15 protein-coding genes and 1 riboswitch are annotated in these 14,831 nt (G+C 56.7%); of the genes, 7 read left to right on the top strand and 8 right to left on the bottom strand.

The window, feature by feature from the left end; translation table 11 throughout:
* Positions 1–59: 59 nt before the first annotated feature.
* A riboswitch (cobalamin riboswitch) is annotated at positions 60–290 on the bottom strand.
* 82 nt (positions 291–372) lie between these two features.
* The 7 genes from ACT3RP_RS13120 to cobT are packed head-to-tail and all read right to left on the bottom strand — an operon-like array spanning position 373 to position 5,815.
* Positions 373–798 carry a bifunctional adenosylcobinamide kinase/adenosylcobinamide-phosphate guanylyltransferase gene (locus ACT3RP_RS13120; RefSeq protein ID WP_483393936.1) on the bottom strand — a complete coding sequence of 142 codons (426 nt, stop codon included), beginning with the start codon at positions 796–798 and terminating at the stop codon, positions 373–375.
* Positions 750–1,403, bottom strand: coding sequence for a histidine phosphatase family protein (locus ACT3RP_RS13115; protein WP_483393935.1), 654 nt, complete (start codon positions 1,401–1,403; stop codon positions 750–752). The genes ACT3RP_RS13120 and ACT3RP_RS13115 overlap by 49 nt, the downstream gene beginning before the upstream one ends.
* Positions 1,340–2,110 (bottom strand): adenosylcobinamide-GDP ribazoletransferase, encoded by a 771-nt coding sequence (cobS, locus tag ACT3RP_RS13110; RefSeq protein ID WP_444625677.1) that lies wholly within the window; start codon positions 2,108–2,110, stop codon positions 1,340–1,342. Before cobS ends, ACT3RP_RS13115 begins: the two co-directional genes overlap by 64 nt.
* Before the next feature lie 13 nt (positions 2,111–2,123).
* The gene (locus ACT3RP_RS13105) at positions 2,124–2,678 is read right to left on the bottom strand and encodes a bifunctional adenosylcobinamide kinase/adenosylcobinamide-phosphate guanylyltransferase (RefSeq protein ID WP_483393934.1); all 555 of its coding nucleotides are present in this window, start codon (positions 2,676–2,678) and stop codon (positions 2,124–2,126) included.
* Positions 2,662–3,756 carry a threonine-phosphate decarboxylase CobD gene (cobD, locus tag ACT3RP_RS13100; RefSeq protein WP_483394031.1) on the bottom strand — a complete coding sequence of 365 codons (1,095 nt, stop codon included), beginning with the start codon at positions 3,754–3,756 and terminating at the stop codon, positions 2,662–2,664. The genes ACT3RP_RS13105 and cobD overlap by 17 nt, the downstream gene beginning before the upstream one ends.
* Positions 3,753–4,769, bottom strand: a complete 1,017-nt coding sequence (gene cbiB / locus ACT3RP_RS13095; protein WP_483393933.1) for an adenosylcobinamide-phosphate synthase CbiB — start codon at positions 4,767–4,769, stop codon at positions 3,753–3,755. Before cbiB ends, cobD begins: the two co-directional genes overlap by 4 nt.
* On the bottom strand, positions 4,766–5,815 hold the full coding sequence (gene cobT, locus ACT3RP_RS13090) for a nicotinate-nucleotide--dimethylbenzimidazole phosphoribosyltransferase (RefSeq protein WP_483393932.1): 1,050 nt from the start codon (positions 5,813–5,815) through the stop codon (positions 4,766–4,768). The genes cbiB and cobT overlap by 4 nt, the downstream gene beginning before the upstream one ends.
* Positions 5,816–6,096: 281 nt before the next feature.
* Between cobT and edd the strand changes: the two genes are divergently transcribed.
* The 3 genes from edd to ACT3RP_RS13075 are packed head-to-tail and all read left to right on the top strand — an operon-like array spanning position 6,097 to position 9,927.
* Positions 6,097–7,986 (top strand): phosphogluconate dehydratase, encoded by a 1,890-nt coding sequence (gene edd, locus ACT3RP_RS13085; protein WP_483393931.1) that lies wholly within the window; start codon positions 6,097–6,099, stop codon positions 7,984–7,986.
* A complete protein-coding gene (gene glk / locus ACT3RP_RS13080) occupies positions 7,986–8,951 on the top strand; it encodes a glucokinase (RefSeq protein ID WP_483393930.1) in 966 nt (321 codons plus the stop codon). Before edd ends, glk begins: the two co-directional genes overlap by 1 nt.
* Positions 8,952–8,973: 22 nt before the next feature.
* A complete protein-coding gene (locus ACT3RP_RS13075) occupies positions 8,974–9,927 on the top strand; it encodes a carbohydrate kinase family protein (protein WP_483393929.1) in 954 nt (317 codons plus the stop codon).
* Positions 9,928–9,961: 34 nt separating this feature from the next.
* Here the strand turns inward: ACT3RP_RS13075 and ACT3RP_RS13070 are convergent, their stop codons facing one another.
* Positions 9,962–10,957 (bottom strand): zinc-binding dehydrogenase, encoded by a 996-nt coding sequence (locus ACT3RP_RS13070; RefSeq protein WP_483393928.1) that lies wholly within the window; start codon positions 10,955–10,957, stop codon positions 9,962–9,964.
* A gap of 295 nt (positions 10,958–11,252) precedes the next feature.
* Between ACT3RP_RS13070 and ACT3RP_RS13065 the strand changes: the two genes are divergently transcribed.
* The 4 genes from ACT3RP_RS13065 to ACT3RP_RS13050 all read left to right on the top strand — a co-directional run bounded on the left by ACT3RP_RS13065 (position 11,253) and on the right by ACT3RP_RS13050 (position 14,812).
* Positions 11,253–11,972 carry a FadR/GntR family transcriptional regulator gene (locus ACT3RP_RS13065; RefSeq protein ID WP_096279401.1) on the top strand — a complete coding sequence of 240 codons (720 nt, stop codon included), beginning with the start codon at positions 11,253–11,255 and terminating at the stop codon, positions 11,970–11,972.
* 21 nt (positions 11,973–11,993) lie between these two features.
* Positions 11,994–13,142: a galactonate dehydratase gene (dgoD, locus tag ACT3RP_RS13060; protein ID WP_096279399.1), complete on the top strand. Its 1,149-nt coding sequence runs from the start codon at positions 11,994–11,996 to the stop codon at positions 13,140–13,142.
* Positions 13,143–13,158: 16 nt separating this feature from the next.
* Positions 13,159–14,133, top strand: coding sequence for a 2-dehydro-3-deoxygalactonokinase (locus ACT3RP_RS13055; RefSeq protein WP_441683790.1), 975 nt, complete (start codon positions 13,159–13,161; stop codon positions 14,131–14,133).
* A 73-nt stretch (positions 14,134–14,206) separates the two neighbouring features.
* Positions 14,207–14,812 carry a 2-dehydro-3-deoxy-6-phosphogalactonate aldolase gene (locus ACT3RP_RS13050; protein ID WP_483393927.1) on the top strand — a complete coding sequence of 202 codons (606 nt, stop codon included), beginning with the start codon at positions 14,207–14,209 and terminating at the stop codon, positions 14,810–14,812.
* Positions 14,813–14,831: the final 19 nt, after the last annotated feature.

Below are 14,831 nucleotides of genomic sequence, written 5' to 3'. Positions count from 1 at the left end.
TCGTACCGCCGTCAATCACCCTGAGAGCGCCCACCGCGTCTCGGTATAGTTTGGTTCTGTTGAACCGCTACTCTCGGGCCGGTCTCCGGGCTGACGAGCGAAAGGCGGGCCTAACAAGGCCCACTCATTTCTGAACGACCACCTTCCCATGCCAAGGCACAGTGGCGTTTTAGCCGTTCTTATCTCGATCACCGTTGCGGGGGCAGCGTTGGAATCACGCAAGGCGTTCACCAACTTCCCGTTTCACTAGCGGCTTTTATACCGCCAGCACCTGAGAGTGCGCGTAAGCTAGCAACTTGCTATGAGGAGGTCAATTGAAAGAGAAGGTCAATTAAGGTGCCGTGAGCAGGCCTTTAACTAAGGGTTAAGCACTTATTTAATCGCCATCACCAGCCCGTGGCGGACATACCACACCCGCTCAGCGTGGGCAGTCATATCTTGAGTGAACCAACCATTTAGATCGCGCAGGCGACGCTGCGTGGGCTGCATGGGCACAATGCCGCGCCCAACGTCAGTAGCGATGATAATTAACGCTGCGCTGAGTGTTTCAGCGCGCAGGCAGAGCTGTTCTATATCGCCCTGCCAGCGCTGGCGCAGCGTGTCGCTATCGGTTGTTTCTAAATCTGCGCTGAGCCAATCAAGCACACCATTAATTACAAGCGGCGAGTGGCTAGAAAGCGCTGACCGGCAATCACTCAGCGGCTTATGGGCTTTGAGTCGCCAGGTAGTGGCGGCGGGAAAGCGAGCGGCTACGGCGTCGCGCTTGCCAGCGCAGGCACCGCCGATGAAGAGCTGCATTGCCATTCTCCTTGTCCCTTTTCATCAACGTGATACGAGAGCTGCCAGCGCCTGCCCTCGGCTTGAAGTACCGTGGCGCCCCAAAAGTGGATGGTTTCAAAGCGCCTGCGCAGTTCACGAATAACGCCGCCGTGGGTCACGGCCAGAATTTTTCGAGGGCCATTGGCCCTGGCATCAGCCGCCAAGTCAGATAGCCAGGCATCCAAACGCTCACGCAGCTGGGCGGCAGACTCGCCGCCGGGGATTTGCAGCTCACCCACGCTGTCAATCCAGGCACGATAGTGCGGCAAGTCTTTCAGCTCGTCGTAAACCTTACCTTCGTAGTCGCCAAAATCTAGCTCGCGAAGGCGCGCTTCAAGGTGCACCGGCGCGCCCGTATCTGCCGCCTGCGACCATTCCAGCGTTTGCTGGCAACGGTGTAGGTCGCTTGAGTAAATGGAATCAAACGACTCAAGCGCCAGCGCTTCACGCAGGGTTATCAACCCCGCCTGCGCATCGGGGAAAAGCAGCGGAATGTCGCGCTGGCCTTGATAGCGGCGCTCTAAATTCCAAGCGGTGATACCGTGACGAACTGCCACCAGCTCCACAGTAAGATCAGTAGCCAAAGCTCTCCTCCTTCAATAGTGGCACCGACCATATCGCCGTTAATGCCGTTGAATAATCGCATCATGACTCCGCGCATGAGCATCACAAAGACCGCGACCGCTAGCAGCATTAACACAGTGGAAGGCACTAGCAGGGCTAACAGCGCCATCGGCAATAGTGCTAGCGCAACGTCTTGACCACTAAGCGACTGCTGCCAGCTCCATGCCAAGCCTTGCGATTGGGCGCAGGGCGTCAGCACCAACAAGGCAACGCCGGCCCAGCGGCCTAACGCGGGCATCGCCACTAGCCACCAGAGTGGCGCCTGATAGTGAAGCAGCGCCCATAGTAAAATGCCTTTCCAGGCGAGTAAAAACACCAGCACCAATATGCCGAAGCTACCAACCTGAGAGTCCTTCATGATTTCCCAGCGGCGCGCCAGCGGCTGATTGCTGCCCAGCGCATCAGCGATATCCATCACTCCGTCTAAATGCAGGCCACCCGATAACGCCACCCACACGCTTAGCACGGCCAGCGCGGTGATCGGTACCGGAGCGTTTTGCAAAAGCAGTGCGACGAGCGCCAGTACGCCGCCAATCAACAATCCCACCAGCGGGTAGGAGCGCACTGCCCAGCGGCGTGTGTCTGGCGTCCATGGGCAGGCAACAGGCAGTGGAATGCGGGTAAGAAACTGCAGTGCTAACACCAGCCCCCATAGGGCATCTTTCATAATGACCGCCCGTTCATAAATAGCATCCGCTGACTGGTTTCCACTCCACCGCGCAGCCTGCCACCACCTCTATCACTGAGTCCGACTCTGCCGCCACCCAGCGGTGAGCGCGCTGCAGAAACGCGAGGTAGCGCCAGGTCTCGGCATCGGTGGGCGGCAGCGATTCATTGATGTCGTTAGAGACAATCACTAAATGCATGCTGCGTGCTCGGGCATCACAAAGACTATTCGTCAACAGCGTCAAGCCCTCCTCGTCACTCAGCTCACTGGCATACAGCACTTGGCTGGCCCATAGCGTTAAGCAATCAAGCAGCACGACACTGTTAGCGGGCAGCGCGGCAATCGCTTGATCGATACCGAGCGGCGCTTCGATGGTTTGCCACTGCACGGATTGTGACAGCGCGCGTCTGGACTCCCGATGGCGGGCCACCCGCTCGGCCATCTCCTCGTCATACACGCTGGCGGTGGCCAGGTAATAGCAAAGGCTGCCAGCGGCCGCCTTTAGCACTTGCTGCTCAGCAATGGCGCTTTTACCTGAGCGCGCCCCGCCGCTAACAAAGACAATCATGCAAAACCTTCATCAGCCGTTGATTGGCAGGCGCATCACGCAGCGCCACGCGCAGCCAGCCACCGTCTAGCCCGGCAAAGTTATGCGTGTGGCGTACCAGCACACCCCGGCGCAGCAGCTGTTCAAACAGTGCATCACAGTTAATGTCATGCTGGGCGCCGGGCCTAATTAAAAAGAAGCAGGCATGGCTAGGCGCGACGTCCAGCCCTAGTTGAGCCAGCGCTTGAGCCATGCGCGGATGCTCACTGGCAAGCCATCGCTGAGTGCGTCGTGCAAAGGCATCGTCTGCGAGCAGCGGCGCTACCAGCTCGGCTGCCAAATGATTAACACTCCAGGGTGGCTGATGAGCCTCTGCCGCGCTAATGGTGGCTTCATCCGCCAGCAGATAGCCCATACGAAGTCCTGGCAAGGTATAAAACTTGGTCATTGAGTGCAGCAATATCAGATGCGGAAAGCGCGCTAACAAAGGTGCCAGCGAGGCCGTTTGCTGGGTGTCATCAACCATATCGATAAACGCTTCATCAACCACCACGCGACAACCAAGCGCCGCGGTGCGCTCCAACAAACTCAGCATGGTCGGGGTATCTATAAGCGTTGCTGTCGGATTATTAGGTCGACAAAGGAACAGCACATCGTGGTCGGCTAACGCCTCTAGAAGCGTATCACACGCCAGCGTAAAGTTCGGCGCGGCCAGTGGGAACGCTGTGACAGAAAGCCGATGAGCGCAACAAGCGCGGTCATACTCGCCAAAGGTGGGCGTAATGATGGCGGCTCGCTGGCCGGCATGCAGCGCGGCAGCGAGAAAAATTGCCTCGGCTCCGCCGTTGGTCAGCAGCACTTGTTCGGGCTGAAGCTGATGATGTGTGGCAATCGCCTGACGGGCAGCGTGGTAATCGGGTGCTGGGTAGCATTCAACACCGGCCAGTTGCTCCATCAACCAATCGCGAACCCACGCGGGCGGGCCCATGGGGTTAAGGTTGGCACTAAAATCTTCCAGGCGATGATCTGCGGGCAAATTGAAATGTGCTAACAGTGCCTCGGCTTGGCCGCCGTGGCTGGGCCATTCAAGCTCATTCATATTACCCCCGAGAAGATAGCCATCTTCATCGCTATCGGTACGATCATTAGAAGAATAAAGAGTAGCGTAAACAACAGCCACGCACCGTGCATTAAACGCACCGTGGCGCTGATGTGTGCAACCCGCAGCACGTTAATGGGTTCGCCTAGCGTCGCGCGGTGCGATGCTAGGCCTTGGTAGAAGCTCGTGCCGCCCAACTGCACACCCAGCAAGTGGGCAACCATTGCCTCCGGCCAGCCAGCGTTTGGGCTTAGGTGGCGCGGCGCATCGTGGCAGGTACTGCGCAGCGCACCTTTCCAGCGCACAGATAACACACCTGCAGTGCTTAATAGCAGGCCTGAAAGCCACAGACACAGCGCCGTTAAGCGCGCCGGTAGCCAGTTGGCGATATCGTCTAGCTTGGCAGAAAAAAATCCAAAATCGCTGTAGCGCTGGTTTCGATAGCCGACCATCGAATCCAAGGTGTTCACCGCCTTGTAAGCCAGCGCTAACGGTGCGCCGCCAATGAAAGCAAAAAATAACGGTGCAACAATGCCGTCTACGGTATTTTCTGCCACGGTTTCCACCGTGGCGCGAGTAATATCGGCTTCATTTAGCGGGTGGGTATCGCGCCCCACAATCATACTCAGCGCTTGACGCGCTGCGGGTAAATCACCGTTAGTCAACGGCACGACAACGGCGCGCGCCGCATCACCCAAGCCCTTAATAGCGAGCGTGGTGGAAAGCAGCCAAAGCTCAGCGATAAGCGCCAAGCCTGGGTGCAGCTGTGCCAATGCCCAAAGCAACAGCCAGCTGACACCCAATACGCCGCCCACCACGCTGACCGTTAGTAGCAATCCGCTAAATCTTCGCGCAGCAGCAGAGCCACGGTTCCAGCGCCGCTCAAATACGCTAATGAAGCGCCCGATCAACACCACCGGATGCGGCCACGAGCGCGGATCGCCGACGATTAAATCAATCATAATGGCCAGCATGATCAAACCTGCCCCACCGAGCGTGGCGCCAGCGATCATGGCTTCGCCTTGTCACTAACGCCCGCCGCGTCAAACGTGGCCATTTCGCGCATCATGGCGGTTGCCGCCTGTAGTAGCGGATACGCCAGCGCCGCACCGCTGCCTTCGCCTAGCCGCATGTTCATATCAAGCAAGGGCTTTGCTGCTAAGGCCGCTAACGCAATATCGTGCCCCGGCTCTTGGGAACGATGACCAAAAATGAGATAGCCACGCACTGCGGGGCAAAGTCGGCAAGCGGTCAGCGCGGCAACGGTGGCAATAAAGCCATCGACAATCGCCGGTAGCCGCTGGGCAGCCGCCGCCAAGTAAGCCCCCGTCATGGCGGCAATTTCCAGCCCACCCAGTTTAGCCAACACGTCAAAAGGTGCCTTAGGGTCAGCGCGCCGTGCGGCAATAGCACGCTCAATCACTGTGATTTTATGCGCTTGCTGGACGCTGTTAATCCCCGTACCCGCGCCTACTAGGCCTGCCACTGATTCGCCGGTCAAGGCCGCTAACATCGCGCTACTGGCGGTGGTATTCGCAATGCCCATTTCGCCAATAATCAGGCAATGGGTGCCGGCGTTTTTGGCTCGCTCAACGGCCGCAATGCCCGCATCAATCGCGGCCAAGGCCTCATACGCTTGCATCGCGTCTTCCACCAGCATATTCCCGGTGCCATGGCGTACCTTGGCATTGACCACGCTGGGTTCAGTTAGATGGCTTGCCACACCAACATCGACTATCTCAACACGGGCGCCAATCTGCCGGGCGAAGACATTAATCGCCGCGCCGCCGTGTACAAAGTTGGCTACCATCTGCGCGGTTACCGCTTGAGGAAAAGCCGAGACGCCTTCCGCGGCGACGCCGTGGTCTGCCGCAAAGACAATCACTGCTGGTGCTGCAACGTTGGGCCTTAGCTCGCCCGTCATGGCGCTAAGCTGAATCGCCAGCGCTTCCAGCGCACCCAGGCTGCCGGCAGGCTTAGTCAGCGTATCTAAATAGCGACGCGCTTCCTCACCCGCTAAGAAATTAACGGGTTGAATGCGGTTAACAGTGGCATGCATGCGGGCTCCAGCTCAGGGATGGCTCATTCAATAATCAAATGCGAGGTATAAAAGGGTAGCAAAAGCCCGAGTGCTATACTTGCTATTTCACGGGCGGCGCTCACACTCCGGCTAGATTTTATGACGTCATGGAGGCCATTGTTGGCGATGTACTCCGGCCTAATTTGAGGTAATAAAACTACAAACAGTGTTTTTATTGCCGTAAAGTCTCTTATATCGACACCAAAGAATGTAAAATAACTACAAGTCTCACACACCGTCTCTATCATGCAGAGGTCACTATGCCGAGTTCAACACCTGCCCCATTAAACCCCATTGTTGCCGAAGTCACCCAGCGCATTCGTGAGCGTTCTGCCGAACGTCGTGCTCTCTACGAGCAGCGCATGACTGATCAGCACAAGCGTGGTGTGCATCGAGGCGAGCTTAGCTGCGGTAATCTGGCTCACGGTTTCGCCGCCTGCAACCCGCGTGATAAGGGCGAGCTTAAGCTGATGAACAGCGCGAACCTGGGCATTATTTCGTCTTACAACGACATGCTCTCAGCGCACCAGCCGTTTGAAACTTTTCCTGAAACTATTAAAGCCGCCGCGCGTGATATGGGCTCGACCGCTCAATTTGCCGGCGGCGTGCCGGCGATGTGTGACGGCGTTACCCAGGGCCAGCCAGGTATGGAGCTGTCGCTGTTCTCCCGCGACGTGATTGCGATGTCTGCAGCCATTGGCCTGTCACACAATATGTTTGATGCCGCTCTTTATTTAGGCGTGTGCGACAAAATTGTCCCTGGATTATTTATTAGCGCGGCGCGCTTTGGGCATCTGCCAGCCATGTTTGTGCCCGCAGGCCCAATGCCCAGCGGCTTGCCCAACAAAGAGAAGGCGCGTATCCGCCAGCTTTACGCAGAAGGTAAAGTGGGCCGAGCGGAGCTGCTTGAAGCCGAGTCCGACTCTTACCATAGCCCCGGCACCTGCACCTTTTACGGCACCGCAAACTCCAATCAGCTAATGATGGAAATGATGGGGCTACACCTGCCGGGCACGTCGTTCGTTAATCCTGGCAGCGACATGCGCGAAGCATTGACCCGCTACGCCACCGAGCAAGCCATTCGCAATACTGAGCCCGGCGGCAACTATCGTCCGTTCTATAAACAGATTGATGAACGCGCTATCGTTAACGCCCTGGTGGGGCTGCTGGTCTCGGGCGGCTCGACCAACCATACGCTGCACCTGATCGCGATGGCCGCTGCTGCCGGCATTACTCTTAACTGGGACGACTTCACGGCGCTTTCCGCAGTGACGCCCAGCCTGATGCAGGTTTATCCCAACGGCCAAGCGGATATCAACCACTTCCAGGCCGCAGGCGGCATGAGCTACCTGTTCCGCGAACTGTTAGCGGCAGGCCTTATTCATGGCGATATCCCTACTGTCTTCGGCACCGATTTAACCGCCTACACCCAAGAGCCTTTCATTGAGAACGGCAAAATTGTCTGGCGCGAAGGCCCTGAGAAGAGCCTTGACGAAGACGTTCTTCGCCCTGTCGCAACGCCTTTCGCACCCACTGGTGGCCTAACGGTAATGAAAGGCAACCTGGGCCGCGGAGTGATCAAAGTGTCGGCGGTGGCAGAAGAGCATCGCATTGTAGAAGCACCGGTCAAAATATTTGAAGACCAAAACGATTTGAAAGGTGCATTTGAGTCAGGCGAACTGGATCGTGACGTTATTGCCGTAGTACGTTTCCAAGGCCCCAAAGCCAACGGCATGCCAGAGCTTCATAAACTGACGCCGTTCTTAGGCGTGCTGCAAGACCGCGGCCACAAAGTAGCGCTGGTGACTGACGGACGAATGTCAGGCGCATCGGGCAAAGTACCTGCCGCTATTCACATTAGCCCTGAAGCCTTGGATGGCGGCCCGCTGGCCAAGCTGCGCGATGGCGACATCGTGCGCTTAGATGCGAATGCAGGCACGCTAGAAGCAAAGGTTGATCCCGCTATCTGGGCGAAACGTGAGCTGGTGGTGGCCAATTTAGATCATTACCACGTAGGCATGGGTCGTGAGTTGTTTGGCGGCTTCCGCCATTTGGCCATGCGCGGCGAAGAAGGCGCCGGGGTATTTGGTGGGTTTGAAGCCGATGATCTCGCTCGCCAGCAGGAGCACATTTCACAAGAGGATGCTTGATGCGACCGGCATTAATCGGCGACATCGGCGGCACCAACGCACGCTTTGCGCTGGTGCCGCCGGGTGAAATGGCCCCACGCGATATTTTAAACCTGCCCTGCGCCGATTACCCCGGCGTAGTAGACGCGATTCAAGACTACCTGAATCGCGTAGGCGTTAGCGCTGCAGGCGCACCTCAAGAAGCATGCTTAGCATTCGCCTGCCCGGTTCACGCTGAGCGGGTCAAAATGACGAACAACCACTGGGACTTTATGAAAGGTGACGTTCAGCAAGCGCTGAACTTATCGCTATTTAAAGTCATTAACGACTTCACTGCTCAGGCGCTGGGCGTGCCCCACGTGGCGGCAGGTGATTTGGTAGAGATCCAGCCTGGGAACCCCCAGGCGCATTCAACCCGCTTAGTCATCGGGCCAGGCACAGGGTTAGGCGTTGCTGGCGTGTTTCCCGGTCAACATGCCTGGATTCCTCTACCAACAGAGGGCGGTCACATTACTTTCGCCCCCACTGACGATACCGAACGCGCGATTTTAGATATTTTTAAGCAACGCCGTTCGCGTGTTAGCGTTGAACGCCTACTTTGCGGTCAGGGCTTATTAGAGCTTTATCAAGCCTACTGCGTTATTGAAGGTGTCGAGCCGCGCCTGACGACCCCTGCCGACGTCACAGCAGCTGCCAATGAAGGTGATAGCCTTTCCACCGCTGCCCTGCTGCGTTTTCTTAAGATTTTAGGCGATGTTAGTGGCGATGCCGCCTTAACAATGGGCGCGCGCGGCGGGGTTTATCTGTGTGGCGGCATTCTTCCACGGCTGCTGGAATGGCTGCCGAAAAGCGAGCTACGTACGGCCTTTGCGAACAAAGGCCGCATAGGTGCTTATAATGCGGATATCCCCATATGGGTTGTTACCGCCCCCTGGACAGGACTGCTGGGCGCCGCAGAAGCACTATATAACGAAGAAGTTTTCTAACAAATTCAATAAGAGGCAGCTTATGACGCCAGTCATCGCATTTGGAGAAGCGCTCGTTGACATGCTCTCCAATCGCTTAGGGGTTTCAACGGCTTCCCAGGAAACCTTCACACCCTATGCCGGTGGTGCCCCCGCTAATGTCGCCGTCGCCTGCGCACGTTTAGGTGTGCCCAGCCAGTTTTTAGGCATGCTAGGCGATGATACGTTTGGCCATTTCCTGGTGCGAGAGCTTAATAGCCACGGCGTAGATACGGGTGGCGTAGTATTCACAAAGCAAGCACGCACGGCGCTGGCGTTTGTTTCCCGTGATGAGGCTGGCGAGCGCACGTTTGATTTTTATCGCCCACCTGCCGCGGACTTGCTTTACCGCCTTGAGCACCTACCCGCGGGCGTTTTCGAGACCCCCGCCATTTTGCATCTTTGCAGTAACAGCCTTACCGACCCCGACATCGCCGCCGTCACCCTTGCGATGGCCACCATGGCTAAGCGGGCAGGCTGTTTGGTCAGCGTAGACGCCAACTTACGTCACAACCTGTGGCCTGAGGGGTCGGCGGATATCAGCCTTGTCACCCAGCTACTCGACGGCGCCGAGCTACTCAAGCTCTCCCAGGAAGAGCTTGACTACCTGCGTGCCGATCATGACGCTGAATCGTGGCTAGCCCAACGGCTAGCGGCGGGAGTGAAAATTGTTTTGATCACCGATGGTCCCAACGACGTCGTACTCAAGGGCATCGATATTGATCAGCGCATTGCGCCACCCAACGTTGTCGCCGTTGACACTACCGCCGGGGGCGACGCCTTTATCGGTGGTCTGCTCGCCGAACTCTCGGCTCACGGCATTAACGAAAACTGGCAGCGCGATAGCAACTTTCTTGCCCAAGCAGTCGATACCGCATGCCGCTGTGGTGCCTTTGCCGTGACCCGGCCAGGCTCCTATGCAGCGCTACCCACTCGAGCGGATATTGCTATACGTTAAAAAATATCTGTCAGCGGTTTGATTAGCATTGCAGTCAGCATGCAACTAGCCGCTTGCCGATATTGTCACCCGCTAAAACGCCGATCAATGCCTCGGGCACTGCGTCCAGCCCTCCTTGCATGATATTCAGTCGCCACTCCAGGCTGCCTGCATCGAGCCGCACCTTCATATCCTTATGGAATGTGGATAAGTACTTTTGGTAGGAGGGAATAGTAAAGGGCATGACGCTCACTTTACGACGAGTGAGCTCAGCAAGATTCGATGGCGCTTGGCGAGGATTGTTTTCTTGATACTGGCTTACTAAGCCACAGAGAACTACTCGACCGTTTTCTCGCATCAGTTCATTGGCGGCATGAAAGACACGACCACCAATGTTTTCAAAATTAAGCGTTATTCCACCAGGCAGTGCATTACGAAGCATCATTTCAAAATCAGATGCGTAATGATCTAACACCTCAGTAAAACCGATACTTCGCAGCCAATCGCGCTTATCTTGCCGCCCCGCGGTTACTACGACGCGAGCGCCAGAGTTTTTAGCTAACTGCGCTGCAATCGACCCTACCGCACCGGCCGCTGCTGAGACGAGTACGGTGTCGCCACAAACCAGCTGTCCGACATGCAGCATACCCACCCATGCCGTAAATCCCGTCATGCCCATTGGGTGCATTAACTCTAAGGGCGCCGGCAGCACGCCAGCGCGGTGCCATAAACCGACACCATCATGAGCAATAGAATCCTGCATCGGCAAGTGTCCAACGGCCCAATCTCCGGCGCGCCAGTCTGGATGACGGCTATCTACAACCTCCGCCAGGGTCCATCCTGACATAACGCTACCTGCTTTCCAGCGCTCTATATAGCCGTAGCCTTCTTGCTGCATCCGCGTTCGCATATACGGATCAACACTAATAAACTTCGGAGCGAGAAGGAGTGCTTTAGAGGGTAAGGAAGGCGCTTCACAAATGCTAAAGTCACTACCGACGAGCGCGCCCCCGGGTAGCTTTTTCAGCATCAACTGACGATTTACTGGCATTTTAACCTGACAAATATTTAGCGAATATTCATGACGAATGTTTCTTTATGACATAGCGAAACGCTAATCGCTATTGCCTAACCATTTACTCTTACAATGACAATACCCTAATAACGCCCCCTTTATGGATGTGGGGACAGAGTGAGTATCGTCAAAATAATAAAACATTGAACACGTATTGCTGCTGTTATCCCCTTTGTGCAGCTTAGCTCGACTTATGTCTAAAGCCGTTTGGTTGTAGAAATGTCAGACATTTAATAAACTGAACTAAATACGGTTATTAACGAGACGCGCCATGACGCTGGACACCCTGCCGCCCCACACAGGTGGTGCCGAACATTTAGCACGCCTACTGGCGCAGGCATTGCTAGCAGGCCGTTGGCAGCCGGGCGACGCCTTTCCCCGCGAACTGGATATCGCTAGACACTTTGCGGTTAGCCGTAACCAGGTTCGCAACGCGCTAGCCACTCTCACCTCGGCGGGGCTATTAGAGCGCACGGCAGGCCGTGGCACGCTGGTTCGCGAGATGGGTGACTGGCACCTGCTCGACCCGCTAATGAGCAAGTGGATGACAGGCCTGGTCAATATTGACCCCCAGTTAGTACGTGCCATCTATGCCTTTCGCTACTCAGCCGAACCCATGGTGGCTGGGCTAGCGGCTCAGGCAGCCCTACCTGAAGATCTTGAGCGCCTAGAAACCGCCTTTGCCGGCATGGAAAAAACCGCTGCCAGCACTGATTTACGTGGCGAACACGCCGAGTACGACGTCGCTTTTCACGATGCGACCTACCGGGCTACTCACAATCTCGTCTGGCGGCAAATGGGGCATCTGCTGCGACCTTCTATCATGGCCCTTGTTTGGGGATCGCAAGACCGCACTGGCACCTTAGACGACAGCCTTTCACGCCATCGCCAGGTGCTTGAAGCGATACGCAACCGAGACATCAGCGCCGCAGAGTCCGCCGCGCACGAAGTCCTTCGCCGTACGGCTATCGATCTTGGCATCGTCAGTTAATCATTAAGAGGAAGATTGAATATGAAAATCACCCGTCTCAAGACCTGGCAGGTTCCGCCGCGCTGGTTATTTCTGAAAATCGAGACTGACGAAGGCTGCTACGGGTGGGGCGAACCCGTCGTAGAAGGTCGCGCCGCCACGGTTGAAGCCGCCGTGCATGAGCTTTCTGACTATCTGATTGGCCAAGACCCGCACCGCATCGAACATCTCTGGAACATGATGTATCGCGCTGGTTTTTATCGCGGCGGCCCGATTTTAATGAGCGCGATCGCGGGGATCGATCAGGCACTATGGGATCTTAAAGGTCGCGATCTGGGTGTGCCTGTTCACCAGCTACTCGGTGGTGCCGTGCGCGACAAGATGCGCATGTACGCCTGGACCGGTGGCGATCGCCCAAGCGATGTAGGCGCGGGTGCTAAAGCGCTGGTCGAAAAAGGATTTACCGCGTTCAAAATGAACGGCACACCAGAGATGCAGATTGTTGACTCCCACCGCAAGGTCGACGAAGCCGTGGCCAGGGTCGCAGAAGCCCGCAATGCCGTGGGCCCTGATGTAGGCATTGGTATCGACTTTCACGGCCGCGTACATCGGCCAATGGCCAAAGCGCTGCTACGCGAATTAGAGCCATTCCACCCGATGTTTGTGGAAGAACCGGTTGCGCCGGAACACCTGCCCTGCTTGAAAGATATTGCAGGAGGCTTGGGTTATCCGCTGGCGACGGGTGAGCGCCTGCACACGCGTTTTCAGTTTCGCGACCTGCTCGCTGATGGCATGATTGATATCATTCAGCCCGATATCTCGCACTGTGGTGGCATCAGCGAAGGTCTTAAAATTGCCGCTCTGGCATCCGCCTACGATGTGGCGCTAGCGCCGCACTGCCCGCTTGGCCCGCTGACATTAGCCGCCTCGCTCCAGCTGGACGCGGTGAGCCACAACGCTTTTATTCAAGAACAAAGCATGGGCATTCATTACAACCAGGGCAACGATGTACTCGACTACCTGGTTGATAAATCAGCTCTCGCCATTGAAGACGGTTTCTGCGCGATTCCCCAAGGTCCAGGGCTTGGCGTGGAAATCAACGAAGAGTTCGTTGAGGAGCGCTCCAAGGTTGGCCATCGCTGGCGCAACCCGGTGTGGACGCACGAAGACGGCTCTATTGCAGAGTGGTGAGCATGAGGTTAATTAAATGAAAACAACCGCTGCAGAAATAGCGCCTCAGTTAGCTTGGATTGCCGTGGACTGGGGCTCCAGTAACCTGCGCGCCTGGGGGCTGGATAAGCACGACCACGTGATTGCCCATGCCAGTAGTGAAAAAGGCATGCTGTCGTTAAAGGCCGATGAGTACGAAGCAGAGCTGCACCGACTGGTAGCTGACTGGCTGCCCGACAGCGGCCAGATCAACGTAATGGTGTGCGGTATGGCCGGGGCTCGACAAGGGTGGCGGGAAGCCGCTTATTTGCCGGTGCCCACGCGCCTTGATCAGCTTAGCCAGGGCGCTGTGATCCCTACGCTGTCTAACGACCGGCTGCGCGTGCATCTGCTGCCTGGCTTGAGTCAAACCCGCAGCGCATCCGCTCATTTTGATGTCATGCGCGGCGAAGAAACCCAACTGGCGGGCCTGGTGGCCGATAACGCCAGCTTTTCGGGCCTTGCATGCCTGCCCGGTACTCACGCCAAATGGGCGATGCTGGCATCCGGTGCCGTCACGCAATTTACTACCTATTTAACCGGCGAAACATATCAGCTGCTGGCACGCCAATCGGTTCTACAGCACTCTATTGGTAGCGACGACTTAAACGATTCGGCTTGCCGCGACGCGTTTATAGCGGCAGTCAGCGAGATCCATAAAGCGCCAGCCACCTTTAGCAGCCGCCTTTTTGGCCTACGCGCGCAAGACTTACTCGACGGCACCTTACCACTAGGCAAGGCGCGCTCAGCAATACTCGCGGCAAGGCTTTCAGGACTGACTATCGGACTGGAGCTTTCAGGCGCTTGTCACGCATGTCCGGCGTCTGAGCCCATTACTCTGATTGGCAATCAGGTGCTTTGTCAGCGCTATACGCTGGCCCTGAATGCTATCGGCTATCAAACACAGTATATGGATGGCGATACGGCCGTACTCGCAGGTTTACGCCTTGCGCATCAAGCGCTGAAGACTTGATGCACGCGCGAATCGCTTGGACCACTATCGGCATACTTAAGGTTGCAACAATTAACGTAAGGAGAGATTGGCTATGACGCTGCCTCTGATTGGTATTTTACGCGGTGTAGCGCCCGATGAAGTCGTTGATATCGCGGCAGCGGTGCTGGCGGCGGGCATTACGCAAATCGAAGTGCCGCTCAACTCCCCCAGCCCGCTGGAAAGCATCCGCCGATTGGTCGATGCATTTGGCGATCGCGCGGTGATTGGCGCAGGCACGGTGCTGACGCCGGCACAAGTGCGCGACGTCCACGCCGCTGGGGGGCGCTTGATTGTATCGCCTAACTGTCAGCCAGCGGTCATCGAAGAAACCCATCGGCTTGGTATGGCAAGCTGGCCGGGCATTGTCACGCCCTCCGAAGCCTTCGATGCGTTAGAAGCAGGCGCCACGGGGCTTAAGCTATTCCCCGCCGTTCAGGTAGGTTTAGAGGGCATGAAAGCCGTTCGCGCCGTGCTACCGGTAGGCACTCTGCTATATGCGGTGGGCGGAGCAGGCATCGATAATTTTGCCCAATGGCGCGCCGCTGGCGTTGACGGTGCAGGCCTGGGCAGCGCGCTATACAAGCCTGGCCAAAGCGCTTCCCAGGTGGGGCAACAGGCGCAAGCCCTTGTCGATGCGTGGTTGGCAGGAGAACAATAAGGGGAGCTAACAACAATGG

Source organism: Halomonas sp. AOP5-B2-8 (assembly GCF_052376475.1).
GTDB lineage: Bacteria > Pseudomonadota > Gammaproteobacteria > Pseudomonadales > Halomonadaceae > Vreelandella > Vreelandella casei.
This window is presented reverse-complemented; position numbering and strand designations above follow the sequence as displayed.

Excerpts from the sequence above, each read along its gene's own strand:
- ACT3RP_RS13120 (WP_483393936.1), bottom strand. The coding sequence starts at position 798 with ATGCAGCTCTTCATCGGCGGTGCCTGCGCTGGCAAGCGCGACGCCGTA.
- ACT3RP_RS13105 (WP_483393934.1), bottom strand. The coding sequence starts at position 2,678 with ATGATTGTCTTTGTTAGCGGCGGGGCGCGCTCAGGTAAAAGCGCCATT.
- ACT3RP_RS13065 (WP_096279401.1), top strand. The coding sequence starts at position 11,253 with ATGACGCTGGACACCCTGCCGCCCCACACAGGTGGTGCCGAACATTTA.
- glk (WP_483393930.1), top strand. The coding sequence starts at position 7,986 with ATGCGACCGGCATTAATCGGCGACATCGGCGGCACCAACGCACGCTTT.
- cobS (WP_444625677.1), bottom strand. The coding sequence starts at position 2,110 with ATGAAAGATGCCCTATGGGGGCTGGTGTTAGCACTGCAGTTTCTTACC.
- cbiB (WP_483393933.1), bottom strand. The coding sequence starts at position 4,769 with ATGATCGCTGGCGCCACGCTCGGTGGGGCAGGTTTGATCATGCTGGCC.
- ACT3RP_RS13050 (WP_483393927.1), top strand. The coding sequence starts at position 14,207 with ATGACGCTGCCTCTGATTGGTATTTTACGCGGTGTAGCGCCCGATGAA.
- cobT (WP_483393932.1), bottom strand. The coding sequence starts at position 5,815 with ATGCATGCCACTGTTAACCGCATTCAACCCGTTAATTTCTTAGCGGGT.
- ACT3RP_RS13070 (WP_483393928.1), bottom strand. The coding sequence starts at position 10,957 with ATGCCAGTAAATCGTCAGTTGATGCTGAAAAAGCTACCCGGGGGCGCG.
- cobD (WP_483394031.1), bottom strand. The coding sequence starts at position 3,756 with ATGAATGAGCTTGAATGGCCCAGCCACGGCGGCCAAGCCGAGGCACTG.
- ACT3RP_RS13055 (WP_441683790.1), top strand. The coding sequence starts at position 13,159 with ATGAAAACAACCGCTGCAGAAATAGCGCCTCAGTTAGCTTGGATTGCC.
- ACT3RP_RS13075 (WP_483393929.1), top strand. The coding sequence starts at position 8,974 with ATGACGCCAGTCATCGCATTTGGAGAAGCGCTCGTTGACATGCTCTCC.
- edd (WP_483393931.1), top strand. The coding sequence starts at position 6,097 with ATGCCGAGTTCAACACCTGCCCCATTAAACCCCATTGTTGCCGAAGTC.
- dgoD (WP_096279399.1), top strand. The coding sequence starts at position 11,994 with ATGAAAATCACCCGTCTCAAGACCTGGCAGGTTCCGCCGCGCTGGTTA.